This is a genomic window from Streptomyces sp. NPDC001219 (assembly GCF_053597915.1).
This window is the reverse complement of sequence record NZ_JBSFJF010000015.1, coordinates 110,797-133,886: the sequence shown is the minus strand read 5'-3', so window position 1 is coordinate 133,886 and position 23,090 is coordinate 110,797. Positions and strand designations below refer to the sequence as shown.

Below are 23,090 nucleotides of genomic sequence, written 5' to 3'. Positions count from 1 at the left end.
GCAGGGGCGAGGGGCGTCACGCGGTGGGCGTGGAGAGGTAGCCGCGCAGATGGCGGGCCGTCAGGGAGTCGCCGGTGGCGACGAGATCGGCGGGGGTGCCGGTGAAGACCACCCGGCCGCCGTCCTGTCCGGCACCGGGGCCGAGGTCGATGATCCAGTCGGCGTGGGCCATCACGGCCTGGTGGTGCTCGATGACGATGACGGTGTTGCCGTCGTCGACCAGCCGGTCGAGCAGGCCCAGCAGCTGGTCCACATCGGCGAGGTGCAGCCCGGTGGTCGGCTCGTCGAGGACGTAAACGGCGCCCCGCTCCGCCATGTGCAGGGCGAGTTTGAGCCGCTGCCGTTCGCCGCCGGAGAGGGTGGTGAGCGGCTGGCCCAGGCCGAGGTAGCCCAGGCCCACCTCCGCGAGCCGGTCGAGGACGGTGCGGGCCTGCCCGGTGGGGAAGAACTCCCGGGCCTCGGCCACCGACATGGCGAGGACCTCGCTGATGTTCTTGCCGCGCAGGGTGTGGGTGAGGACCTTGGGGGTGAACCGCTTGCCCTCGCACTCCTCGCACACCGTGGCCACCCCCGCCATCATCGCGAGGTCGGTGTAGACCAGCCCGATGCCCTTGCAGGTGGGGCAGGCCCCCGCGGAGTTCGCGCTGAACAGGGCGGCCTTGACGCCGTTGGCCCGCGCGAACGCCGTACGGATCGGGCCGAGCAGCCCCGTGTAGGTGGCCGGGTTGGACCGCCGGGAGCCCCGGATCGGCGACTGGTCGGCGACGATCACGCCGTCCCGGCCGGGCAGTGACCCGTGGATCAGGGAGCTCTTGCCCGATCCCGCGACGCCGGTGACGACGGTGAGCACCCCGAGCGGGACGCCGACACCGACGTCCTTGAGGTTGTGCCGGTTCGCGCCGCTGATCGTCAGCTCTCCCACGGGGCGCCGGACGCGCTCGCGCAGGGCGGCGCGGTGGTCGAGATGGCGCCCGGTCAGGGTGCCGGAGGCGCGGAGCGCGGCGACCCCGCCGGTGAAGCAGACCTCTCCCCCGGCGGCTCCGGCTCCCGGGCCGAGGTCGACGACATGGTCGGCGATCGCGATGGTCTCCGGCTTGTGCTCGACGACCAGGACGGTATTGCCCTTGTCGCGCAGCCGCAGCAGCAGGCCGTTCATCCGCTGGATGTCGTGCGGGTGCAGCCCGGTGGTCGGCTCGTCGAAGACATAGGTGACGTCGGTCAGGCTGGAGCCGAGGTGACGGACCATCTTCACCCGCTGGGCCTCCCCGCCGGACAGCGTGCCGGACTCCCGGTCCAGGCTCAGATAGCCCAGGCCGATCTCGACGAGCGAGTCGAGGGTGTCGCAGAGGGTGGCGACCAGCGGGGCCACGGCGGGGTCGTCGAGGCCCCGGACGAAGGTCACCAGGTCGCTGATCTGCAGGGCCGAGCACTCGGCGATGGTGCGGCCGGCGACCAGGGAGCCGAGTGCGGCCGGATTGAGGCGGGCCCCGCCGCAGGCCCCGCAGGCGGTGAAGGTGACCGCCCGGTCGACGAAGGCCCGGATGTGCGGCTGCAGGGCGGCCCGGTCCTTGGCGAGGTAGGTGCGCTGCACCCGCGACAGCAGGCCCTCGCAGGTGAGGGTGGAGGTGCCCACCTTGATCCTGGTGGCGGGCCGGTGCAGGAAGTCGTCCCACTGGGCGGGGGTGTAGTCCTTGAGCTTCACGTCCGGGTCGAAGAACCCGGAGTGGGCGAGGGTCTGCCAGTACCACGAGCCGACGGTGAAGCCGGGAGCGGTGATCGCCCCTTCGTTGAGGGAGAGTTCGGTGTCCACCAGCTGGCCGGTGTCGATCGCCGAGACCCGGCCGAGGCCCTCACACTCCTGGCACATGCCCTCGGCGCTGTTGAAGCTGAAGGCGGTGGAGGTGCCGGCGTGCGGGGTGCCGAGGCGGCTGAAGATGATCCGCAGCATGGTCTGCGCGTCGGTCGCGGTGCCGACCGTGGAGCGGGAGTTGGCGCCCAGCCGCTCCTGGTCCACGACGATGGCCGCGCTCAGATGGTGCAACGCGTCGACGTCGGGGCGGCCCTGACGCGGCATGAAGGACTGGATGAAGGCCGTATAGGTCTCGTTGATGAGCCGTTGCGACTCGGCGGCGATGGTGCCGAAGACCAGCGAGGACTTTCCCGAGCCGGAGACGCCGGTGAAGACGGTGAGACGGCGCTTGGGAATGTCGAGCGAGATATCGGCGAGATTGTTCTCCCTGGCGCCGCGCACCTGGATCATGTCGTGGTTGTCCGCGGCCGGTATCTCCCCTTCGTCCGGCCGCCGCCGGGTCTGCCGGTCCCCCATGAGCGCTGCCACCCCTCTGATATCTTTACGCCGTAAAGAGTTCACTCGGGGACGTTACTTTACGCCGTAAGGAGTAAGCAAGTGGTGGTTTTCGCGGGCCAGGGCGACGCCCGTCGTTCGATGACACTGCTGTGGCGCGGGGAGGGCTCCGACGGGGCGCGGACCCGCCGGTGGCCGGGGCCCAAACCGGCGCTGAGCGTGGCGGCGATCGTCGAGGCCGGGGTGGCGGTCGCCGACGCCGACGGCATGCCGGCCCTGTCCATGCGCGCGGTCGGCGAGCGGCTGGGCCGGACCGCGATGGCGCTCTACACCTACGTCCCCGGCAAGAGCGAGCTGGTGGACCTGATGTACGACCACGTGCTGGCCGAGATGCCCACCGAGTACGACCTGACGCCGGGCTGGCGCGCCGCGGTGACCTCCTGGGCCGAGGACACCTGGGAGTTCTCCCTCCGCCACCCCTGGGTGCTGCAGGTCTCCCAGGCCCGCCCGGTGCTCGGCCCCAACGAATACCGCGCGCTGGAGACACTGCTGCACCTGCTGTACACGACCGGGCTGAGCTCCGGGGTGCTGCGGCGGGTGGTCGGGGCGCTGTTCCACTTCATCCGCGGCGCCGCGCAGACCGTCACGGAATCGCGGCAGGCCGCGGCCTCGACCGGGGTGTCCGACGAGGAGTGGTGGCAGGCCCGTTCCGGCCTGCTGACCGAGATGGTCCCCGACTTCGCCGAGCGGTATCCGCTGCTGGTGCGGCTGGAGACGGAGGGCGCCGCTCCGGACCCGGGCGACGCGGTCCCCTACATGGAGCGCGAGGCGCGCAGCACCTTCGACATCGGACTGGGCGTCATCCTGGACGGCATCGAGACGGCGGTCCGCGAGGGCCGCTGAGCGGTCTCCGGCGGGCGGCGGGCCGCCCTCACCGCGGCCGTTGGGGTGATCAAGCGGGTTCACTGCCCCCGCGCCGGTGTCGTCGGCCGGGCCTGGCGCGTTGGTCTTCCGTGACCGTTTTCCGCGCCCGACCGTGGTTTCTGCCGACCAGCCTGGCGGCCTTCCTGACCGAGGCGGGTCCGGACGAACCGGCTGACGACCCGTCGGACACCCGGTCCGTCACCGGGTCCGACGCACCGTCGGGTACGCCGTCCGACGCCCCGTCCGATACCCGGTCAGCTGATTCCGGAGCAGCCGATTCCGGGCCGCGTTCCGACACGCCCGGCACCCCCGGCAAGGCCTCCGAAAGGCCCGCTGACCGGCCCTGATGGCGGGCCCGACGGCGGGCCGGGCAACGGAGCTGACGGCGTGTCGAAAGCTGCCCGATGCACACACCGTGACGATCGGCTCACCACGTGTGGCGAGCGGAAGTGATCACCCATAGCTTCGCCTCATGGTGCTACGACAGATGAAATACATGGGCTGCGTCGCCGCGATGATGATCGGCGGCCTGGGCGCGGCGTCCCCCTGCGACGCCCCGGGACGCCAGGTCGTCCACGCAGGCGAATCGATCCAACGCGCGGTGAACAGAGCGAGACCGGGTGACACCATCGTCGTCCGGCCCGGTCTCTACCGGGAGAGCGTGCTGATCAACAAGTCGCGGCTGCGCCTGATCGGCGCGGGCCACAAGACGGTGATCACCCCGTCGGGCAGGCGGGCCACGAACGCCTGCGGGCGGGACGGCAACGGCATCTGCGTCATCGGGAAGGGCAGGCCGCTGCGCGACGTCAGCATCCGCTCGCTGACCGTCCGGGGCTTCAAGAAGAACGGGATCTTCGCCTCCGGGACCGACCGGCTCTCGGTGCACCACGTGACCGTCCGGAAGAACGGCGTGTGGGGCATCGCGCAGGAGAAGTCGATCCGGGGCATGTTCCGGGACAACAACGCCATCGACAACGGCGACGCGGGCATCTTCCTCGCGAACAAGACCAGGGAAGAAGGCGGCGGCGCCGACACACGGGGCGCCGTGATCAGCGACAACTACCTCGCGGGGAACCGGATCGGCGTCACCATCCGCCGGGTCAGGAACCTCACGGTCGGCTACAACACCATCACCAGGAACTGCGGTGGGGTGTTCGTCGTCGGCGACGAGTCCCGCCCCCAGGCCGGCGCGCTGACGGTACGGAACAACTCCATCTACAAGAACAACAAGTTCTGCCGCGGCAACAGCCGGCTGCCGGACATCCAGGGGTCCGGCATCGTGCTCACCGGCGCCGAGCACGTCCTGGTACGGCGCAACGTGATCCGGGACCACCACGGCAAGTCGCGGCTCTCCGGCGGTGTCGTGCTGTTCCACAGCTTCGTGAAGGTGCTCAACCACCACAACGTCATCAGCCACAACATCGTGCTGCGGAACAGGCCGGTGGACCTGGCCAACCGGGACCTGCCCGGCAGGGGCAACCGGTTCATCGGCAACGTCTGCCGGACCTCGGAGCCGGCCGGGCTGTGCCGGCGGCTGCACCGGGACGGGCTGAACCCGTCCGCGACGGGAGAATAGAGGCGCCATGACCACCGTAAGTCCCACTCCCCAGCCCGCCATGCAGCTCCGGGAGCTCATCTTCGGAGCCGCGTGTGCGGCGGCCGTACGGGCGGCGGCGCGCCTCGGCGTCGCCGACGCGCTCGGCGACCGGCCCGCCACCGCGGAGGAGCTGGCCGCCGCGGTGAAGACCGAGCCGCGGCCGCTGGACCGGCTGCTGCGCGCGCTGTCCTGCTACGGGATCTTCGCCGAGACCGACGACGGGAAGTACGTCCACACGGAGATGTCCCGGCTGCTGCGGGAGGACACCCCGAACAGCCTGCGCTACATCTCCCTGTGGTGCACGGAGCCGTGGACCTGGGATGCCTGGCCGCGGCTGGACGACGCGGTGCGCTCCGGCCGCAGCGTCTTCCCCGACCTGTACGGCAAGGGGTTCTTCGACTACCTGCACCAGGACGCACGGGAGTCGGCCGAGGTCTTCGACCGGGCGATGACCACGTCCAGCAAGCAGTCGGCGCAGGACATCGCGGGGCTGCTCGATCTGACCGGGGCGTCCTCGGTGGCCGACATCGGCGGTGGCCAGGGACACGTCCTCGCCAGCGTGCTGGAGAAACACCCCACGCTGCAGGGCACCCTGCTCGACCTGCCCACCGTCGTGGCCAACCCGGACCCGCGGCTGCGGGACGGCGGCGCGCTGGCCTCACGGGTACGGATCGTGCCCGGCGACTGCCGCGACGACATCCCGGTCCAGGCCGATGTCTACATCATCAAGAACATCCTGGAGTGGGACGACGACAGCACCCGCAGGACGCTGGCGAACGTCGTCCGGGCCGCCCGGCCCGGCGCCCGCGTCGTGATCATCGAGAACCTCGTCGATGACAGCCCGTCCATGAAGTTCACCACCGCCATGGACCTGCTGCTGCTGCTCAACGTCGGCGGCGCCAAGCACACCAAGGCGAGCCTGGTCAGCCGGATGGCGGAGGCCGGGCTGAAGGTCGGCGAGATCCTCGTCGTCAACCCGTATCTGCACGCCTTCGAGTGCACCGTTCCTGAGTGAGCCGTTCCGGAAACGGCGGGTCGCCCGGTGCGGAGGCTGCTCCGCACCGGGCGGTCCCGTTTCTCCCGGGAACGTGCGAGAGCCGGGGGATCGCCCCGGCTCTCGCGCGTTCCTCAGCTGCTGCCGTCGCGCTGCCAGCTGTAGAACTGCTGGGCCATCGCGTCCTTGGGGCTTCGCCAGGTCTCCGGGTCGTAGGCGCTGACGAAGGCGGACAGCTGGTCGCTGACGGCGCGGAACTCGGGGTGCTCCGTCACCTTCGCGATCTCCGGGCCGGGCGGCCGGTCGGATTCGATGAGGTGCAGGTACACGTCACCGAACTGGAAGAGGGTCCGCCGCGAGACACCGACCAGGTGCGGCAGTTCCGTACGGTCCGAGGCCCGGAAGACCTCGGCGATGTCCGGAGCCGAACCGGGTTTCATGCGGGCGACGATCAGAGCGTGATGCATCAGGGGTCCCTTCGTTGCCGCCGGGTGGCGGTCCGAACGCGGCCTGGCGGCCGTCAGCTGACGGTGGCGGACCGGCGCTCGCGGTCCCGCTGCTCGATCCGGTCCCGGATGAGCTCCATCTGAATCCGGGAGTTGCGGTTGATCATCTCGGTCATGCCCTTGTCGTCGACCGGGGCGTCGGGCTTCATCGCGAAGTCCTGGGTCCAGTGCATGGAGGTGCCGCCCGGGATCTCGGCGTACTTCCAGTGGATGTCCATGTGCGCGAACGGGCCGGTCTCCACGCGGCGGGCGCGGACCGAGCGGTTCTCGCGGTCGACGACGCGCTCGGAGACCCAGCTCCAGACCGTGCCGTTGTCGTCCGGGTGCATCGTCAGCCGGAAGGTGGTCTTGTCGCCCTCCCTGGACAGCACCTCGACCGAGGCGTACTCGCTGAACAGCTGCGGCCAGTTCTCGATGTCGTTGGTGATGTCCCAGACGAGGTCGAGGGGCGCCGCGATGGTGATGTCGTTCTCGGTGTGGCCAGGCATGTCATGCTCCTGTCGTAGGTACGGTGTCGTTGGCGGTGTTGACGAGGGCGAGGAAGTCGCGCGGCGTCTTGCAGCGCTCCGCGTCGGTCGGCATCGGCCGGCCCTGCCGGTTCTCCAGCTCGCCCACGATGCCGAGGAGGCCGAGCGAGTCCAGCCCGAAGTCCGCGAAGGTCGCGTCCTGCCGGTTCGCCAGCTCCTTGGGGTCGACGGTGAGGCCGGCGGCCGACTTCATCAGCGCGGCCAGCTCATTGAGCGTCAGTTGAGCGGTCATCTGAGGTTCTCCTTCTCATGAGGGGGAGCCGGAGCCCTTCCGCAGCACCAAAGCCGCGTTCGAGCCCATCAGTCCCCGGCTCAGCACCAGCGCCGTCCGCAACTCGGCGGGGCGGGCCCGGCCGGTCACCACGTCCAGCTCGTGGCAGACGTCGACGACGTTGGGGGTGGGCGGCACGACGCCGTGCTCCATCGCGAGCACCGCGGCCGCGGTGTCGAGGACGGGGGCGCCGCAGTACGCCCGTCCGGTGCCCGTCTTGGGTGCGGTCACCGGGACCTGCGAGGCGTGCCGGCCCAGGGTGTCCGCCAGCGCCAGCGCCTCGGCCCGGTCGGCCGCGGGGACGCCGAGCGCGTCCGCGAACACCACGTCGATCTCCTCCGGGGCGCACCGCGCGTCCGCCAGCGCGCCACGGATCGCATGGGCGAGCCCGGCCCGGGACTCCTCCCACAGGGAGGCCCCGGTGAAGGTCGCGGCATGCCCGGCCAGCACGGCCCGGACACTCGCCCCGCGGCTCACGGCCGCCGTCTCCTCCTCGACGATCAGCATCGCGCCGCCCTCGGCGGGCACGAATCCGCACGCGCCGTCGGTGAACGGGCGGTAGGCGCGGGCCGGATCGTCGAGCTTGCTCAGATCGTCGTAGCCGAGCTGGCAGACGACCGAGTAGGGGGCCAGGGGTGCCTCGGCGGCACCCACGACGACGGCGTCGGTGCCGCGCCGGATGGTGCGGCCGGCGTGCGCGAGGGCGTCCAGACCGCCCGCCTCGTCACTGGCCACGACTCCGCACGGCCCCTTGAAGCCGCCGCGGATGGAGATCTGTCCGGTGCTCGCGGCGTAGAACCAGGCGATCGACTGGTACGGGCCGACATGGCGGGAGCCCTGGCCCCAGAGCCGTTGCAGCTCCCGCTGGCCGAACTCGCCGCCGCCCGATCCGGCGGCCGTGACGACCCCCACCGCGAACGGTGAGTCGTTGTAGTCGGCACGGCCGAGCCGGGCGTCGTCCAGCGCGAGGTTGGCCGCCGCCATCGCGAAGTGGGTGAACCGGTCGGTCTGGACGAGGTAGCGCTCCTCGATCAGATCCGCCGGGTCGAAGCCCCGCACCTCACCGGCGACCTTGAGGGGCAGATGCTCGCACCCCTCACGGGTGACGCGGTCGAGGACGCTGATGCCCTCCACCGTCGCCTTCCAGAAGGTCTCGGTGCTCACCCCGTTGGGGGCGATGACACCGATACCGGTGACGACGGAACGACGTTCTTCAGGGGAGCTCATGATGCCCTCCCACCCTGTCGGGTCAGTACCACAGCTGACTGGAATCCACCGAAGCCGCTGCCGACCGAGAGCACCGAACGCAGCGGCAGCTCCCGTGCCGTCTTGGGCACGTAGTCGAGGTCGCACTCCGGGTCCGGAGTCTCGTAGTTGGCCGTGGGCGGCACCACCTGGTGGGTGAGGGCCAGCACACAGGCCACGATCTCGATCGCGCCGATCGCCCCGAGCGAGTGGCCCACCATGGACTTGATGGAACTCATCGGCACCTTGTGGGCGTGGGCACCCAACGACCGCTTGACCGCGGCCGTTTCGTGCCGGTCGTTCTGCTGGGTGCCCGAGCCGTGCGCGTTGACGTAGTCCACCTGGGTGGCGTCGACCCTGGCGTGGCCGAGTGCGCGGTTGATCGCCTCGGCCATCTCCAGGCCCTCCTGGGTGAGACCGGTCATGTGGTACGCGTTGCCGAAGGTGGCGTAGCCGCGTATCTCACAGTGGATGGTCGCGCCGCGGGCACGGGCGTGTTCCAGCTCCTCCAGGACGAGCACGGCGCCGCCCTCCCCCATCACGAATCCGTCGCGGTGGGCGTCGAACGGACGGGAGGCGTGTGCCGGGTCGTCGTTGTTCGCCGAGGTCGCCTTGATCGCGTCGAAGCAGGCCACGGTGATCGGGGAGATCGGCGAGTCCGAGGCGCCGGCGACGCACACCTCGACCCGGCCCTCCTCGATGGACTGGAAGGCGTAGCCGATGGCGTCGAGGCCGGAGGTGCAGCCCGTGGAGACGGTCTGCACCGGGCCGTGGGCGCCGATCTGTTCCGCCACCGCGGAGGCGAGCGAACTCGGGGAGAACGCCCGCTCCAGATGGCGGCCGGCCGGCCGGTGGTCGACGTCCCAGCGCGCACCGTGGCTGCTGACGGCGACATAGTCGTGCTCCAGGCGCGTGGTGCCGCCGACCGCGGTGCCCAGGGACACCCCGATGCGCCAGGGGTCCTCGGCCCCGGTGTCCAGGCCGGCGCTGCGCAGTGCCTCCTCCGCGGCGACCATCGCGAACTGGATGTACCGGTCCGAGCGGGCCACCTGCTCCTCGCTCAGACCGTGGGCCGCGGGATCGAAGTCGCACTCGGCGGCGATACGTGAACGGAAACCCTCGGGGTTGAAGAGGGTGATGCCACGGGTCGCCGTACGGCCGGAGGACAGCAGGTCCCAGAAGGCGGGCACACCCACGCCGCCCGGAGCGACGATGCCGACGCCGGTGACCGCCACGCGGCGGGTCATGACACCGGCTCCGTGCGTTCCGGTGGCGCGACGGGTGTGCCCTCTTCCGTGCCCTCGGTGTCGACGTGGCCGAGCTCGGGGCGCGGCGCCAGCGGGCCGAGGTGGAAGACCATACGGGCCTCGACGTCCCCGACGTTGCGGAAGCGGTGCCGCATGTACGGGGGGATCAGCAGGCCCTGGTCCGGGCGCAGCGGGTGCGGCTCCCCGTCCAGGTCGACTTCGAGGGCGCCTTGCACGACGTACACGAACTCCTCGGAGTACGGGTGGTAGTGCTCGCCGATGCGCTCGCCGGGCTGCACGAGTGCCATGCCCATGAAGCCGCTCGTGGCGCCCACCGCGCTGGGTGTCAGCATGGCGCGCAGATCACCTCCGCGCCGGCGGTTGGGCTGGGTCTCGCTGAGGTCCACGATGCGTGGGCGGTGCGTGGTCATGGCTGTTCCTCCAGGGGCGTGGTGCCGGCGGGTGAAGGGGGTGAGTGGCCTGCGACGGCCGGCGGGCGTCAGGCGCCCGGTGCCCGGCGGTCGGTGATGAGGGCCATGTCGGAGCGCTCCAGGAAGTGCGCGATCTCGCGGTCGTTCGACAGGCCGCCGGCCACCTCGGTGTCGATGAGGCGCCGCAGCACGGCCGTCTTGCGCGGACCGCGGACACCGAGCGACAGCATGGGGTCGCTGTCGACGGGGATGCGCAGGTCGACCATCCGGACCACGACGTCGTCGCGCTGGAAGATGGTGCTGCCGGCGACGGGGCAGGACGGGTCGTCGGCGGCCAGTTCGTCCTGGCGGGCCAGCATCCGGGCCAGCGCCATGCCGCAGCCTTCCTTGGCCGGGTAGTACAGCGCGTGCCGGCGGATGCCGTCGGGCTGCTCCCCGGCCGCCGCGACGTGGTGCACCGCGGGCAGCGCGGCGCGGGTGAAGAACACCCGGGCGGAGTTCGGATCGCTGAGGTCGCGGTCCTGCTCCAGATACGGGTTGATGGCCTCCTCGACGGCCCGGACCTCGGGCTGCTGGGAGATGTGCCGCAGCGCCGCGACGAGGTCGCCCTGCACCTCGACCGCGCGCACGACGCGGTTGCCGTGCATGAAGAGGGAGGTGCGGCGGAGCCTGGTGGTGTCGTCGACCCGGGCCTCCGGGGAGGTGTAGCCGGCGAGGATCTCCGCGACCATCGACTCGCTGCCCGGCTTCACGGTGAAGGTCAGCGCGTGCCGTACCACGCCGTCACCGACGCGGGGGTTGGCCTGGAGCCGTCCCTTGGGGGGCTCGGGCGTGAGGCTGGCGATGTTCGAGGTCTCGCGCAGCACGCTGAAGCGCAGCGACCGGGTGTCGCGGACGCAGCCGTGCAGCGGCTGCACCATCTTGACGTGTTCCTCGCTGTTGACCCAGGCCAGGAACGGCGGTGCGCTCTCCCATTCGCTGGTGATGAGCCACTGCGAGGGGTTCTCGATGGACTGGCACAGCTGGTCGGTGATGTGCCCGGGGACGGACGCGACCTGGTTGCGCAGGTGCTCGTAGGCTTCCAGGAAGTCCTGCTGGGCTCCCTCGTGGAGATCCAGGAGCAGCACGACCCGCAGCCGTGAGCCGTCGAAGGCTGACTGGGATATTCGTTCCGACAGCGTTGTCATCGTCTACGCATCTCCTTCGGGGCCCGACGGCCCCAGTGGTGCGTCGTCAGTTCCGGTGCGATCCGGTGACTGAGCCGGATGGTGGGGGCGGCCTGCCCGGTGTCCCGGGGGCGTCCCGGATTCGATCGTGGCCGGGACCCACGGGTGGCGCGAGATCTGTGAGCCATGCAGGTGAACCGTGATCGAACACGGCCGCAGCCGGGCATTCGTGCTCCATCTGCCGTACACGTCCCTGGAGCTGGAGCACGCAATGAATCCCACCGCCGAAGACCGGGTTCCGGTACTCGTCGTGGGCGGGTCCCTGGTCGGCCTGTCCGCCTCGCTGTTCCTGGGACGTCTGGGCGTCAGACACCTGCTGGTCGAGAAGCACTCGGACACCTCCCACCACCCGCGCGGGCGGGGGAACAACGTCCGCACGATGGAGCTGTACCGGGTGGCCGGGGCCGAGCAGCGCATCCGCGCCGCCGCGTCGACGCTGTCCGACAACCACGGCATCCTGCAGGCCCGTTCGCTCACGGGTGACGAGCAGGAGTGGCTGTTCAAGGAGATCGACCCGGGCGGCGGGCTGGCCAAGTTCAGCCCCTCCGCCTGGTGTCTGTGCAGCCAGAACGACCTGGAGCCGGTGCTGGTGCGCTGTGCCCGGGAGCTCGGCGGTGACCTGCGGTTCTCCACCGAGCTGAGCTCCTTCGAACAGGACGCGCAGGGGGTGACCGCGGTCCTGAAGAACCGGGAGACCGGTGAGCTGACCACCGTCCACGCGGACTACCTGATCGCGGCCGACGGCCCGCGCAGTCCGGTCCGGAGCCGGCTGGGCATCGGCCAGACCGGTCCCGGCGACCTGTTCCACAACGTGAGCATCACCTTCCGCGCGCCGGCGCTCGCGGACGCCGTGGGCGACCGCCGCTTCATCGCCTGCTACCTGACCAACCCCGAGGCCGACGGTGCCCTGCTCCCGGTGGACAACCGGGCCGAGTGGGTCTTCCACGCCCCGTGGCACCCGGACCGGGGCGAGACCCTGGAGGACTTCACCGACGAGCGGTGCATCGAGCACATCCGCCGGGCAACGGGCGTACCGGACATGGCAGTTGAGATCACCGGCAAGGCCCCGTGGCACGCCGCCGAGCGGGTCGCCGAGCGGTATGCGGCCGGCCGGGTCTTCCTCGCCGGCGACTCGGCCCACGAGATGTCCCCCACCGGGGCATTCGGCTCCAACACCGGCATCCAGGACGCCCACAACCTCGCCTGGAAGCTCGCCGCCGTGCTGAACGGCTGGGCGGACCCCGGGCTGCTGGCGTCGTACGAGGCGGAGCGGCAGCCGGTGGCGCGGGAGACCAGTGCCCGTGCCTCGGCCCGCTCGGCCGAGCACAGCCACCCGGGGTACGTCCCGGCGCCCGGCGCGGGCGGCGGCCGCCAGCGCGGAGTGCTCACCGTGGCCTTGGGCTACTGCTACCCCCAGGGCGCGGTCGTCGGCGCCGATCCCGGTCTGCCGGTGGTGCCCGAGCAGCTGCGGCTGACCGGCGAACCGGGCTCCCGCGCCCCGCACATGTGGCTGCACGCCGCCGGCGAACGCCGCTCGACCCTCGATCTGTACGAGAAGTCCTTCGTCCTGCTGACCGGCACCGACGGCGAGATGTGGCGCACCGCGGCCAAGGGCGCCAACGAGGAGTTCGGCCTGGGCCTGGAGTGCTACATGATCGGCACCGGGCCGAACGACGACCTGGCTCCCGAGGAGGGCACCGACTGGGCCGAGAAGCACGGGACGACGCCCGAGGGCGCGGTGCTGGTGCGCCCCGACGGCTTCGTCGCCTGGCGGGCCGAGGGACGGGTGGCCGACCCGGAGGCGGCGCTCCGGGAGGTGCTCGCCTCGCTGCTGTGCCGGAGCTGACCGGCCCGGCACGCCCCGGCCCCGTGCGAAGCGCAGCGGCCGGGCCCCCTGGGACATGAGGGCGGAGGGGCCGGCGGGACATCCGCCGGCCCCTCCGGCGCGCGAACGTATCTTCTGCCCGTCACCACCGCAGGGGCATCTGGGGGCCGTCCCGGCCGCGTCCCGCAACTCGGGGGGCCGATTTCCGGTTGAGTCCGGGCATGGACGCCAAGAACCCCGCCACGCACCCCTTTCGGCGTATCTCGCTCCCCCACCAGCCGCCGCCGCTGCCACCCCCGGCTCCGCAGACCCGCCGCCGGGCCCAGGAGGACACCCCGATCTTCGACCAGCTGCTCAAGGAGTGGCGCTCGGGCGAGCTCCGTCCGGTGGTTTCCTGGCCGGTGGACGATCCGGGGAAGATCCGCGCGGGCACCGCTGTTGGGACGGAGGAAGGACGTCCCTACCCGCGGAACCGCGACGAGGAGCATGACCGTGAGCCTGTACGACATCCCCCTGCGCACCCTGACCGGTGAGCCCGCCTCCCTCTCCGACTACCGGGGCCGGGCCCTGCTGGTGGTGAACGTGGCGTCCAAGTGCGGGCTGACCCCGCAGTATTCGGGTCTGGAGCGGCTGCAGCAGCGCTTCGGGGACCGTGGTTTCAGTGTGCTGGGCTTCCCCAGCAACCAGTTCGCGGGCCAGGAGCCGGGCACCTCCGAGGAGATCGCCACCTTCTGCTCGGCGACGTACGGCGTGAGTTTCCCGCTGTTCGAGAAGACCGATGTCAACGGCGCGGACCGGCACCCGCTGTACGCGGAGCTGACGGGCAGCAAGGACGCCGAGGGGGCGGCCGGCGACGTCCAGTGGAACTTCGAGAAGTTCCTGATCGATGCCGAGGGCAGGGTCGCGGGCCGCTTCCGGCCGCGGACCGAGCCGGAGGCCGAGGAGCTGGTGAACGCCATCGAGGCGGCCCTCCCGGCCTGAGCCGAGCGGCCGCTTCGCCGGTCGCGGGCGGTGTGCGGCGGGGCGCCGGTCAGGCGACGGCGGTGCCCGCGCCGTCCGTGACCTCGGCCGGCCCCATGGTGCCGGCGGCCGGTTCCCCGGCGTCCTCGTCGGACACCGTCTCGAAGGTCCCGTCCAGCCCGGTCATGTGCAGCAGCCGCCCGACGCTTCCGCCGCGGGTGACCCCGGTCAGCCGGAGCCTGCCGCCCCGCTGCCGGGTCCGGTAGCGGGCGCGGCTGAGCAGCGACAGGCCCGCGCAGTCGATGAACGTCACCGCGCGTACGTCCAGCAGGAGGTCGGCGCCCTGGACCCCGGTGAGGTCGTCCAGCTGGTCGGACAGCACCGACACGGCGAGGATGTCCAGCTCGCCGCGGAGTTCCAGCACGGTCGTGCCGCCTGCCGCGCGGCACGGTCCCACAAGTCTCGGGTAGTACTGTCCTTCATCCATCGGCCCGGCCCACTTTCGTGCCGAGGCGCGGGATATGGCCACGCGTCTGCGGCGGAGACGTTCGGTAGGTGTGGGGGGCGCCCGGCGCAATCCGGGCGGTTCGGCCCGTTTCCGGGTCTGGGGTGGTGCGGCGGTGTGTCGTCAGTGTTCCTGCGTTTCTGCAGCTGTCCGTAGTTGTCTACGGCTTACCCGCAGCCCGAGGCCTCCAAGTACCGGCCCCCAGGGCAACTACAGGTTGTCTCAAAGTCGCCCCTCGCGGGCGTGGCCGAGATAGGTGACCAGGGGCCCTCTCCCCCGTCGGCGGCCGTCGCTCCCCGCCGGATGTCCGGAACCGGCGCCCCGACCAGGCGGAAGCCGGATGACCGTTCCGCGACCATCTCCGGGGACCCTCTTCGGACGATTGATCGGGGCTGATCGAATAGCACACTTTCGGGCGAATTAGACTGTCCGAATCGCCGGAAAGTGTGAGGTGTGCCCTGAAGCCGTCGGATACCGCTGGAGAACCGCCCGAACGGACCGCGCAGAGCCTGCGTGCGCTGGCCGGGGGGCCGGTTTCCCGGCTTCCGGAGCTTCTGGAAGCGATGGCGACGGTCGGCTCCGACCACGATCTGGGCCGTGCGCTGGAACGGATCGCGGAGACCGCCGTCTCCCTCACGGGCGCGCGCCATGCCGCCGTCGGCCTCCACGACGGGGGCGGTGGCGGGGCGGGCGATCCGGCCGGCCACGGTGCCTCCCTTGGTGACGCACCCGCCGGAGTCTCGCTGGAGGTGCCCATCCAGGTACAGGGGGAACTGTTCGGCACGCTCTACCTGGCGGGGAAGGGCGACGGCGAGGAGTTCGACGAGAGGGACCGGCATCTGGTGCGGGTGCTGGCCACCGAGGCGGGGATCGCGCTGAGCAACGCCCGGATGCACGCGGCCGCCCGGCAGCGGAGGCGCTGGATCGACGGCGCGGCGTCGGTCACCACGGCGCTGCTGGCCGGGCCGGAGGGCCGTTCCACGGCCACCCATGCCCTCACCGTCGTCGCGGAGCAGGGCCGGGAGCTGGCCGAGGCGGCGACCGGAGCGGTCCTGCTGCCGCACACCGAGGGGGGCATGGAGGTGGTGGCGATCTCCACCGAGCTGCCGGAGACCGTGCGGACCGAGGCGTTCCGCGGCCGCATCCCGCCGGAGAGCCCGGTGCTGCACCAGCTGCGGGCCGGGCTGGCGGTCTTCTCCGACGACTTCGCCGCCGACCCCCGCTCGGTCTCCCCGCTGTCGCGCCACTACGGCCCGACGATGCTGCTGCCGCTGCGCAGCAACGGGCGGATGCTGGGCGCCCTGGCGCTGTGCCGGATGCCGGGCGACGACCGCTTCAGCCATACCGAACGGACCCTGGGGACCCAGTTCGCCGCCCAGGCCGCGGTGGCGCTGATGCTCGCCGACCGGCACCGGGACCGCGAGCGGCTCGCGGTCTTCGAGGACCGCGACCGTATCGCCCGCGACCTGCACGATCTGGTCATCCAGCGGCTGTTCGCCACCGGCATGCTGCTGGAGACCGCCCGGCGCAAGGCGCGGCTGCCGGAGGTGCAGGAGGGGCTCGGCGAGGCCATCGACGAGCTGGACGCGACGATCCAGGAGATCCGCACGGCGATCATCGCGCTCCAGCAGGGGCCGCCGGAGGCACCGCCCGGCCTGCGCGCCCGGGTCCTGCGGGCGGCCGCGGCGGCCACCGGGACGCTCGGCGGCCGCCCGTCGGTGCACTTCACCGGCCCGGTCGACGCGCGGGTCGACGAGCGGAGCGGCCGGGCGCTGGTGGCCGCTCTGGGCGAGGCGCTGACGGCGGTGGGGGCGTCGGGACCGGGACCGTCGCGGCCGGCCCGGGTGACGGTCGTCGTGGACGCCACCGTCACGCTGCCCGACGGACGGGCGGGCGTACGGCTGACGGTGAGCTGCCCGGACGGCTCGCATCCGCCGCTGACCTGGGAGCGTCCCCTCCGCGGCCGGTCCGGCGGCTGATCCGCCGGGCCCCTTCCGGGCACCGTGGCGCCTTGTGGTGGCCCGGGCGGGTGAGTGCACCGGAAGTTCTTGACCTGAAGATTGGTTGAGGTTCTAGGTTCCTGTATGTCGCCGGTCGTTCACGGCGATCCCGTGACGCGACCCCGGCACCTGGAGGCCACGATGGACATGGAAGTCACCGCCTGGCACGCCCTGCACAGTTCGATGACCGCGCAACAGGGCCGGCGCCGGTTCTCCCGCGCCACCCTGCGCCGCATCGTGGCGTTCGCCCGCCCGCACCGCCGCCGCCTGGTGTGGTTCCTCGTCCTGAGCACGGTGACCGCGATGCTCGCGGTGGCCACGCCGCTGCTCGCGGGCCGGGTGGTGGACGCCATCGTGGGCGGTGACGCGCCGTCCCTGGTCGTCGGCCTGTCCGCGCTGATCGCGGTCATCGCGGTCGCGGAGGCCGGTCTGGGGCTGCTGACCCGGTGGCTGTCGGCGGGTATCGGCGAGGGCCTGATCCTGGATCTGCGGACGACGGTGTACGACCACGTCCAGCGGATGCCGGTCGCCTTCTTCACCCGCACCCGCACCGGTGCGCTGGTCAGCCGGCTCAACAACGATGTGATCGGTGCGCAGCGGGCGTTCAGCGACACCCTCTCCGGTGTCGTCAGCAACGTCGTCACGCTGCTGCTCACCCTCGGCGTGATGATCGGCCTGTCCTGGCAGATCACCCTGATCGCGCTGGCGCTGCTGCCGGTGTTCGTGCTGCCCGCGCGCCGGGTCGGCCGGCGGCTGGCGGATCTGCGCCGGGAGGGCGCCGACCACAACGCGGCGATGGGCACCCAGATGACCGAGCGGTTCTCCGCGCCGGGCGCCACCCTCGTCAAGCTGATGGGCCGCCCGGCCCGCGAGTCCGCCGAGTTCGCCGTCCGGGCCCGCCGGGTGCGCGACATCGGGGTCCGCTCGGCCATGGTCCAGACGTACTTCGTCACCGCCCTCACCCTGGTCTCCGCCCTGGCGCTGGCCGTCGTCTACGGGCTGGGCGGCTTCCTCGCCCTGCGCGGACAGCTGGAGGCCGGCGCGATCGTCTCGCTCGCCCTGCTGCTCACCCGGCTCTACGCCCCGCTGACCGCGCTGTCCGGCGCCCATATCGAGGTGATGAGCGCGCTGGTCAGCTTCGAGCGGGTCTTCGAGGTGCTCGACCTCGAACCGCTGATCACCGAGAAGCCGGACGCCCGCGCGGTCCCCGAGGGCCCGGTGTCCGTGGAGTTCGACGCCGTACGCTTCGGCTACCCGTCCGCCGACAAGGTCTCGCTGGCCTCCCTGGAGGAGGTCGCCACCCTCGACACCCGGGGCGGCGAGGAGGTCCTGCACGGCATCTCCTTCCGCGCCGAACCCGGCCAGATGGTCGCCCTGGTCGGCTCCTCGGGCGCCGGGAAGTCGACCGTGGCCCAGCTGCTGCCGCGGCTGTACGACACCGACGCGGGCGCGGTCCGGCTGTCCGGGGTGGACGTCCGCGACCTGACCGCCGCCTCCCTGCGCGACGTCCTGGGGATGGTCACCCAGGACGGGCACCTCTTCCACGACTCGATCCGCGAGAACCTGCTGCTGGCCAAGCCGGAGGCGACCGAGGCGGAGCTGTGGGACGCGCTGCGCCGGTCCCGTCTGGAGGAGCTGATCGCCGGGCTTCCCGACGGGCTGGACACCGTCGTCGGCGAGCGCGGCTACCGCCTCTCGGGCGGCGAACGCCAGCGGCTGACGATCGCCCGGCTGCTGCTCGCCCACCCCCGGGTGGTGATCCTGGACGAGGCCACCGCCCATCTGGACAACACCTCCGAGGCGGCGGTGCAGGAGGCGCTCACCGAGGCCCTGGAGGGCCGTACCGCGCTGGTCATCGCCCACCGGCTGTCGACCGTACGGGCCGCCGACCTGATCCTGGTGGTCGAGGACGGGCGGATCGTCGAGCGCGGGACGCATCAGACGCTGCTGGCGGCCGAGGGGCGGTACGCGGAGCTGTACCGGACGCAGTTCACCGCCGCACAGGACCGACAGGCCACGGCGGCGGCCGGGCCGGATTCCGGTCCGGATCTGCTGCCGGAGTCGGCGCTGGTGAACTGACGGCGCGCCGCCGGGCCCCCGCCTCTTGGCGGGGGCCCCGGTATGCCGAAAACTGAGGCGATGACGCAGCGCGCGGAACACTCCACGCTCATGGACCGCCTCGCCCTCGACGATCTGGTCACCGGGTACGCCATCGCCGTGGACGACGGCGACTGGCCCGGCTATCTGGCCCTGTTCGCCCCGGACGGGCGGGTCGACTACCGCTCGGCGGGCGGTATCGAGGGCGGCGCCGAGGAGATGGCCGCCTGGCTCGCCGAGATGCTGGGGCACTTCGCCATCCGGCAGCATCTGGTCGTCAACCGCCGGATCACCCTGGCCCGGCGGGACGGCGCCCCCGGCGACACCGCCACGGTGCAGGCCGACTACCTCAACCCGATGCGGCTCGCCGGCCCCGCGCCGGACGCCGATGACGGGCCGGACGCCGGTGAGGGGCCGACCGCCCCCAACTACACCTGCGCCGGCCGCTACGAGTTCACCGCCCGCCGGACCACCGACGGCTGGCGGCTGACCGGGGTCGTCGTCCACGAGAAGTGGCGCCAGGTACGGCCGGCGGACGGCTGAGCGGACCCGCCGCGCGTCCCGGTCCCGGTATCGGCCGTTGCGGCGACACCCCCTTTTCTTGATCGGCTCTGCCGCGCACACTGGCCGTCCGACCGGCGAGAACCGGCACCAGGGAGCCCGGCATGGACAGACCGCTCGGCCAGCGGGCGCGGTGGTTCGGCTCCCCCTGGGCGCGGGGCGTGGCCGCCGTGCTCGCCGGTGCGGTGCCGGCTCTCACCTTTCCCGCCCCGTCCTGGTGGTGGCTGGCGTATGCCGCCCTGGTTCCCTGGCTGCTGCTGGTACGGACGGCGCCGACATACGGGCGGGCGGCGCTGGACGGCTGGCTGGGCGGCACCGGCTTCATACTCGCCGTCCACCAGTGGCTGCTGCCGAGCCTGCATGTCTTCATCCTGGTGCTCGCCCTGCTGCTCGGTGCGCTGTGGGCGCCCTGGGGCCTGCTGGTGCGTGCGCTGCTGGGCGGTGCGCCCGGCGCGGCCCGCTGCGCCGCCGCGCTGGTGCTGGTGCCCTCGGGCTGGCTGATGGTCGAGCTGGTCCGGTCCTGGGAGTACTTGGGCGGCCCGTGGGGGCTGCTGGGCGCCAGCCAGTGGCAGGTGCCGCCCGCGCTGCGGCTGGCGTCGATCGGCGGGGTGTGGCTGGTCAGCCTGCTGATCGTGGCGGTGAACACCGCACTGGCCGAGCTGGTCGCCCTCCCGGCGGCCCGGCGGCCCGCCGTCGCCGGGCTGCTGGTGTGCGCGCTGGCGGTCACAGCGGTCTGGTTCGCGGCGCCGGTCCCCCGTACCACCGGCACGGTACGGGTCGCCGTCGTCCAGCCCGGCCTGACCGGCACCCCGGCGGAGCGGCTGGCCCGGAGCGAGACGCTCACCCGGTCGCTGGCGGGCCGTGGGGTGCGGCTGGTGGTCTGGGGCGAGAGCAGCCTCTCCCAGGACCCGGCGGACCGCCCGGCGCTCGCCGAACGCCTCGCCGCCCTCTCCCGGCAGACCGGCGCCGAGCTGCTGGTCAACGCCGACTCCGCGCACGCCGACCGGCCGGGCATCTCCAAGAGCGCGGTCCTGATCGGCCCGGACGGACCGACCGGGGACCGCTACGCCAAGATGCGGCTGGTGCCCTTCGGCGAGTACATCCCGTTCCGGTCCCTGCTCGGCTGGGCGACCCAGGTGGGCAAGGCCGCCCCGACGGACCGGCTGCGCGGCACCACCCCGGTGGTGATCCCGGTCGCCACCGCGGGCGGGCTGCGGATCGGACCGCTGGTGTGCTTCGAGAGCGCCTTCCCCGACATGAGCCGCCATCTGGTGCGCGAGGGTGCGCGGGTGCTGGTCGCCCAGTCCTCGACCTCGACCTTCCAGGAGAGCTGGGCGCCCGCGCAGCACGCCTCGCTGGCCGCGCTGCGCGCCGCGGAGAACGGACGGCCGATGGTGCACGCCACCCTCACCGGCATCAGCGCCGTGTACGGCCCGCGCGGCGAGCCGGTCGGCGAGCGGCTCGGCACCGACCGCAGCACGGCGGCCGTCTACGACCTGCCGTTGGCCCAGGGCACCACCCCGTACACCCGGTGGGGCGACTGGGCGGTGTACGGGGCGGTCGGCGCGCTGGTGCTCGCCGGAGGGTACGCGGGGCTGCGGAGGCTCAGCAGGCGGCCTGCGCGAGGGCGTCGGTGACCACCCGTTCGCACAGTTCGTGGGTGCGCAGCGCGTCCTGGGCGGACGGCTGCCGGCCGGCCCGTACGTCGTCCAGGAACGCCAGGACGATCTGCTCGATACCGCGCTGGCGGGCGACCGGCACCCAGTCGCCGCGGCGCCGGACGCTCGGCTGCCCCTTGTGGTCGATGACCTCGGCGAGATTGACGACCTGACGCTTGGTGTCCTGCCCGGAGACGTCGAGGATCTCCTCCGCGGAGCCGCTGAGCCGGTTCATCGTCCCGACGGCCGTGAACCCGTCGCCGGACAGCTGCAGCACCACATGCTGCATCAGCCCCTCCCGGACCCTGGCCCGCACATCGATGTGGTCGACCTCGCCGGGGACGAGGAACCGCAGGGTGTCGACGACATGGATGAAGTCGTCGAGCACCAGGGTGCGCGGGTCCTCGGGCAGACCGACGCGGTTCTTCTGCATCAGGATCAGGTCGCGGGCGTGCTCACGGCACTGGGCGTAGGCGGGCGCGAAGCGGCGGTTGAAGCCGACGGTGAGGCCCACGCCCCGCTCCTCGGCGAGCGCGACGACGCGCTGGGACGCGGCCAGTTCGTAGGCGATCGGCTTGTCGACATAGGTCGGTACGCCGGCCTCGATCAGCCGGGTCACGATCTCGGGGTGGGCGCCGGTGGCGGCGTGCACGAAGGCGGCGTCCAGTCCGACGGCGAGCAGGGAGTCCAGGTCCCGGTGGAGCTGTGCGTCCGGCAGCCGGTGGGCGGCGCCGACGCGTTGCAGGGTGGCCGGGGTGCGGGTGTGCAGATGGAGTTCGAGCCCCGGTTGTGTGCCCAGGACGGGGAGGTACGCCTTCTGGGCGATGTCGCCGAGTCCGATGCAGCCGACCTTCACTCGTGCTCCTTGGGTTGTGCCGCGCTGGTGGTGCCCCGCGTGCCGGAAGCATACGTGCCGGCCGGCGGCCGCCAGTCGGCGATCCCGTCCATGCTCCGCAGCGCCCGGTCCGGCGCCAGACGGGCGCCGGCGGCCATCAGGGCGGCGCGCAGGGCGCAGGCAGGACGGGAGCGCCAGGTGGTCAGCCGGCCGATCCGCCCGGCCCGGCGGACCACCTCCATGGTGTGCGGCAGCCGCTGTCGGGTGTACGCGGTGAGCGCGGCCGCGAGGTCGGCGTCCGGTGCGGCCAGGTGGGCCAGTACGACGGCGTCCTCGATGGCCTGGCAGCCGCCCTGGCCGAGGTTGGGGGTCATCGGATGGACGGCGTCACCGAGCAGGGCGACCCGGCCCCGGTGGAAGGCGGGCGGCGCGGCCGCGGCGGTGTGGACGTCGTTGCGGAGCACCACGGCCGGGTCGACGGCGGCGAGCAGGGCGGGCACGGGGTGGTGCCAGGAGCCGAAGCGGCGCAGCAGTTCGGCCCGTTCGCCGTCGGCGGCCCGCCCGCCGGGCGGTACCGCGGCGGTGGCGTAGGCGTAGACCCGTCCGTCGTGCAGCGGCTGGGTGCCCCACAGGCCGCCGGGGCCCCAGGTCTCGTGCGCGACGAACGGGCGGTCCGGCGCGGGGGCGACGAAGCGCCAGGCGGTGAAGCCGGCGTAGCGGGGCTCGGGGTGGCCGGGGAAGAGGGCGCGGCGGGTGGCGGAGTGGATGCCGTCGGCGGCGACGACCAGGTCGGCGGTCAGCTCCTCGGCGCCGTCCGCGGTTCCCCCGATCCGTACACGGGCCGGGCGGCCGTGCGTCCGGGCCTCCCCCGGGTCGGCCAGTACGGCGGCGGGCCCGGTGCGCAGCGCGCCCTCGGGCAGGCGGGCGGCCAGCAGGGCGAGCAGCTCGGCGCGGTGCGCGACCAGGAGCGGCCCGCCGAACCTCCGGGCGGCGGCCGCCTGCTCCATACGGGCCAGCAGGCGGCCACCGGGGAGGCGGAACTCACCGACGTCGTACCGGGCGCCCAGGGCGCGTACGGCGTCGCCCGCGCCGAGGGTGTCCAGGGCGCGCTGGGCGTTGGGGGCGAGGCCGATGCCCGCGCCGTTCCGTGCCGGGGCACCGGGCGCGGAGCCCGGTGGCGAGGCGGCGGCGCGTTCCAGGACGGTGACCGACCAGCCGCGGCGGTCCAGTGCCACCGCGGCGGTGAGCCCGCCGATGCCGCCGCCGATCACGACCGCCGTGCGCTGTCGCATAGCGCCCTCCCGCATCTCCTGAGTGACTACAGGTGTAGTTGCCTGCCGTCGAGACTACACCTGTAGTCGCCGCGCTAGGCTCCT

At 72.4% G+C, this 23,090-nt stretch carries 21 protein-coding genes; 10 read left to right on the top strand and 11 right to left on the bottom strand.

Features of this window, described 5'->3' with window-relative positions; genetic code table 11:
- Window positions 1–16: 16 nt before the first annotated feature.
- Window positions 17–2,326, bottom strand: coding sequence for an ATP-binding cassette domain-containing protein (locus ACWC9R_RS12870; protein ID WP_450731077.1), 2,310 nt, complete (start codon window positions 2,324–2,326; stop codon window positions 17–19).
- Window positions 2,327–2,407: 81 nt separating this feature from the next.
- Between ACWC9R_RS12870 and ACWC9R_RS12865 the strand changes: the two genes are divergently transcribed.
- The 3 genes from ACWC9R_RS12865 to ACWC9R_RS12855 all read left to right on the top strand — a co-directional run bounded on the left by ACWC9R_RS12865 (window position 2,408) and on the right by ACWC9R_RS12855 (window position 5,841).
- Window positions 2,408–3,208, top strand: coding sequence for a TetR/AcrR family transcriptional regulator (locus ACWC9R_RS12865; protein ID WP_450731075.1), 801 nt, complete (start codon window positions 2,408–2,410; stop codon window positions 3,206–3,208).
- A gap of 493 nt (window positions 3,209–3,701) precedes the next feature.
- A complete protein-coding gene (locus ACWC9R_RS12860) occupies window positions 3,702–4,805 on the top strand; it encodes a right-handed parallel beta-helix repeat-containing protein (RefSeq protein ID WP_450731074.1) in 1,104 nt (367 codons plus the stop codon).
- Window positions 4,806–4,812: 7 nt separating this feature from the next.
- On the top strand, window positions 4,813–5,841 hold the full coding sequence (locus ACWC9R_RS12855; RefSeq protein ID WP_450731072.1) for a methyltransferase: 1,029 nt from the start codon (window positions 4,813–4,815) through the stop codon (window positions 5,839–5,841).
- Between the two features lie 113 nt (window positions 5,842–5,954).
- Here the strand turns inward: ACWC9R_RS12855 and ACWC9R_RS12850 are convergent, their stop codons facing one another.
- From ACWC9R_RS12850 to ACWC9R_RS12820, 7 genes are all read right to left on the bottom strand, one after another.
- Window positions 5,955–6,287 carry a TcmI family type II polyketide cyclase gene (locus ACWC9R_RS12850; RefSeq protein WP_362612746.1) on the bottom strand — a complete coding sequence of 111 codons (333 nt, stop codon included), beginning with the start codon at window positions 6,285–6,287 and terminating at the stop codon, window positions 5,955–5,957.
- 53 nt (window positions 6,288–6,340) lie between these two features.
- The gene (locus tag ACWC9R_RS12845; RefSeq protein ID WP_362612747.1) at window positions 6,341–6,814 is read right to left on the bottom strand and encodes an SRPBCC family protein; all 474 of its coding nucleotides are present in this window, start codon (window positions 6,812–6,814) and stop codon (window positions 6,341–6,343) included.
- 1 nt (window position 6,815) lies between these two features.
- Window positions 6,816–7,085, bottom strand: a complete 270-nt coding sequence (locus ACWC9R_RS12840; protein ID WP_042152343.1) for an acyl carrier protein — start codon at window positions 7,083–7,085, stop codon at window positions 6,816–6,818.
- A 15-nt stretch (window positions 7,086–7,100) separates the two neighbouring features.
- Window positions 7,101–8,351, bottom strand: coding sequence for a ketosynthase chain-length factor (locus tag ACWC9R_RS12835; RefSeq protein WP_450731070.1), 1,251 nt, complete (start codon window positions 8,349–8,351; stop codon window positions 7,101–7,103).
- Window positions 8,348–9,616 carry a beta-ketoacyl-[acyl-carrier-protein] synthase family protein gene (locus tag ACWC9R_RS12830; RefSeq protein WP_362612754.1) on the bottom strand — a complete coding sequence of 423 codons (1,269 nt, stop codon included), beginning with the start codon at window positions 9,614–9,616 and terminating at the stop codon, window positions 8,348–8,350. Before ACWC9R_RS12830 ends, ACWC9R_RS12835 begins: the two co-directional genes overlap by 4 nt.
- A complete protein-coding gene (locus ACWC9R_RS12825) occupies window positions 9,613–10,047 on the bottom strand; it encodes a cupin domain-containing protein (RefSeq protein WP_362612756.1) in 435 nt (144 codons plus the stop codon). Before ACWC9R_RS12825 ends, ACWC9R_RS12830 begins: the two co-directional genes overlap by 4 nt.
- A 68-nt stretch (window positions 10,048–10,115) precedes the next feature.
- Window positions 10,116–11,234, bottom strand: coding sequence for a SchA/CurD-like domain-containing protein (locus ACWC9R_RS12820; RefSeq protein WP_450731069.1), 1,119 nt, complete (start codon window positions 11,232–11,234; stop codon window positions 10,116–10,118).
- Window positions 11,235–11,484: 250 nt separating this feature from the next.
- Between ACWC9R_RS12820 and ACWC9R_RS12815 the strand changes: the two genes are divergently transcribed.
- From ACWC9R_RS12815 to ACWC9R_RS12805, 3 genes are all read left to right on the top strand, one after another.
- Complete coding sequence (locus tag ACWC9R_RS12815) at window positions 11,485–13,119, top strand: FAD-dependent oxidoreductase (RefSeq protein ID WP_450731114.1); 1,635 nt, start codon at window positions 11,485–11,487, stop codon at window positions 13,117–13,119.
- A 200-nt stretch (window positions 13,120–13,319) separates the two neighbouring features.
- Window positions 13,320–13,631 (top strand): hypothetical protein, encoded by a 312-nt coding sequence (locus ACWC9R_RS12810; protein WP_450731068.1) that lies wholly within the window; start codon window positions 13,320–13,322, stop codon window positions 13,629–13,631.
- A complete protein-coding gene (locus ACWC9R_RS12805; protein ID WP_450731066.1) occupies window positions 13,591–14,079 on the top strand; it encodes a glutathione peroxidase in 489 nt (162 codons plus the stop codon). The genes ACWC9R_RS12810 and ACWC9R_RS12805 overlap by 41 nt, the downstream gene beginning before the upstream one ends.
- Window positions 14,080–14,128: 49 nt before the next feature.
- On the opposite strand, the gene ACWC9R_RS12800 is transcribed toward ACWC9R_RS12805, so the two are convergent.
- Window positions 14,129–14,545 carry an STAS domain-containing protein gene (locus ACWC9R_RS12800; protein ID WP_450731064.1) on the bottom strand — a complete coding sequence of 139 codons (417 nt, stop codon included), beginning with the start codon at window positions 14,543–14,545 and terminating at the stop codon, window positions 14,129–14,131.
- Between the two features lie 581 nt (window positions 14,546–15,126).
- On the opposite strand from ACWC9R_RS12800, the gene ACWC9R_RS12795 reads away from it, so the two are divergent.
- The 4 genes from ACWC9R_RS12795 to lnt all read left to right on the top strand — a co-directional run bounded on the left by ACWC9R_RS12795 (window position 15,127) and on the right by lnt (window position 20,858).
- Window positions 15,127–16,542 carry a GAF domain-containing protein gene (locus ACWC9R_RS12795; protein ID WP_450731062.1) on the top strand — a complete coding sequence of 472 codons (1,416 nt, stop codon included), beginning with the start codon at window positions 15,127–15,129 and terminating at the stop codon, window positions 16,540–16,542.
- Window positions 16,543–16,704: 162 nt separating this feature from the next.
- Window positions 16,705–18,642, top strand: a complete 1,938-nt coding sequence (locus ACWC9R_RS12790; protein ID WP_450731060.1) for an ABC transporter ATP-binding protein — start codon at window positions 16,705–16,707, stop codon at window positions 18,640–18,642.
- Window positions 18,643–18,702: 60 nt separating this feature from the next.
- Window positions 18,703–19,203, top strand: a complete 501-nt coding sequence (locus ACWC9R_RS12785; protein ID WP_450731058.1) for a nuclear transport factor 2 family protein — start codon at window positions 18,703–18,705, stop codon at window positions 19,201–19,203.
- Window positions 19,204–19,325: 122 nt separating this feature from the next.
- Complete coding sequence (gene lnt, locus ACWC9R_RS12780) at window positions 19,326–20,858, top strand: apolipoprotein N-acyltransferase (protein ID WP_450731056.1); 1,533 nt, start codon at window positions 19,326–19,328, stop codon at window positions 20,856–20,858.
- Here the strand turns inward: lnt and ACWC9R_RS12775 are convergent.
- Entirely contained in the window at window positions 20,827–21,735 is a 909-nt protein-coding gene (locus ACWC9R_RS12775) for a Gfo/Idh/MocA family protein (protein WP_450731054.1), read from the bottom strand. The two genes, lnt and ACWC9R_RS12775, sit on opposite strands and share 32 nt — an antisense overlap.
- Window positions 21,732–23,006 carry an FAD-dependent oxidoreductase gene (locus ACWC9R_RS12770; protein WP_450731052.1) on the bottom strand — a complete coding sequence of 425 codons (1,275 nt, stop codon included), beginning with the start codon at window positions 23,004–23,006 and terminating at the stop codon, window positions 21,732–21,734. The genes ACWC9R_RS12775 and ACWC9R_RS12770 overlap by 4 nt, the downstream gene beginning before the upstream one ends.
- Window positions 23,007–23,090: the final 84 nt, after the last annotated feature.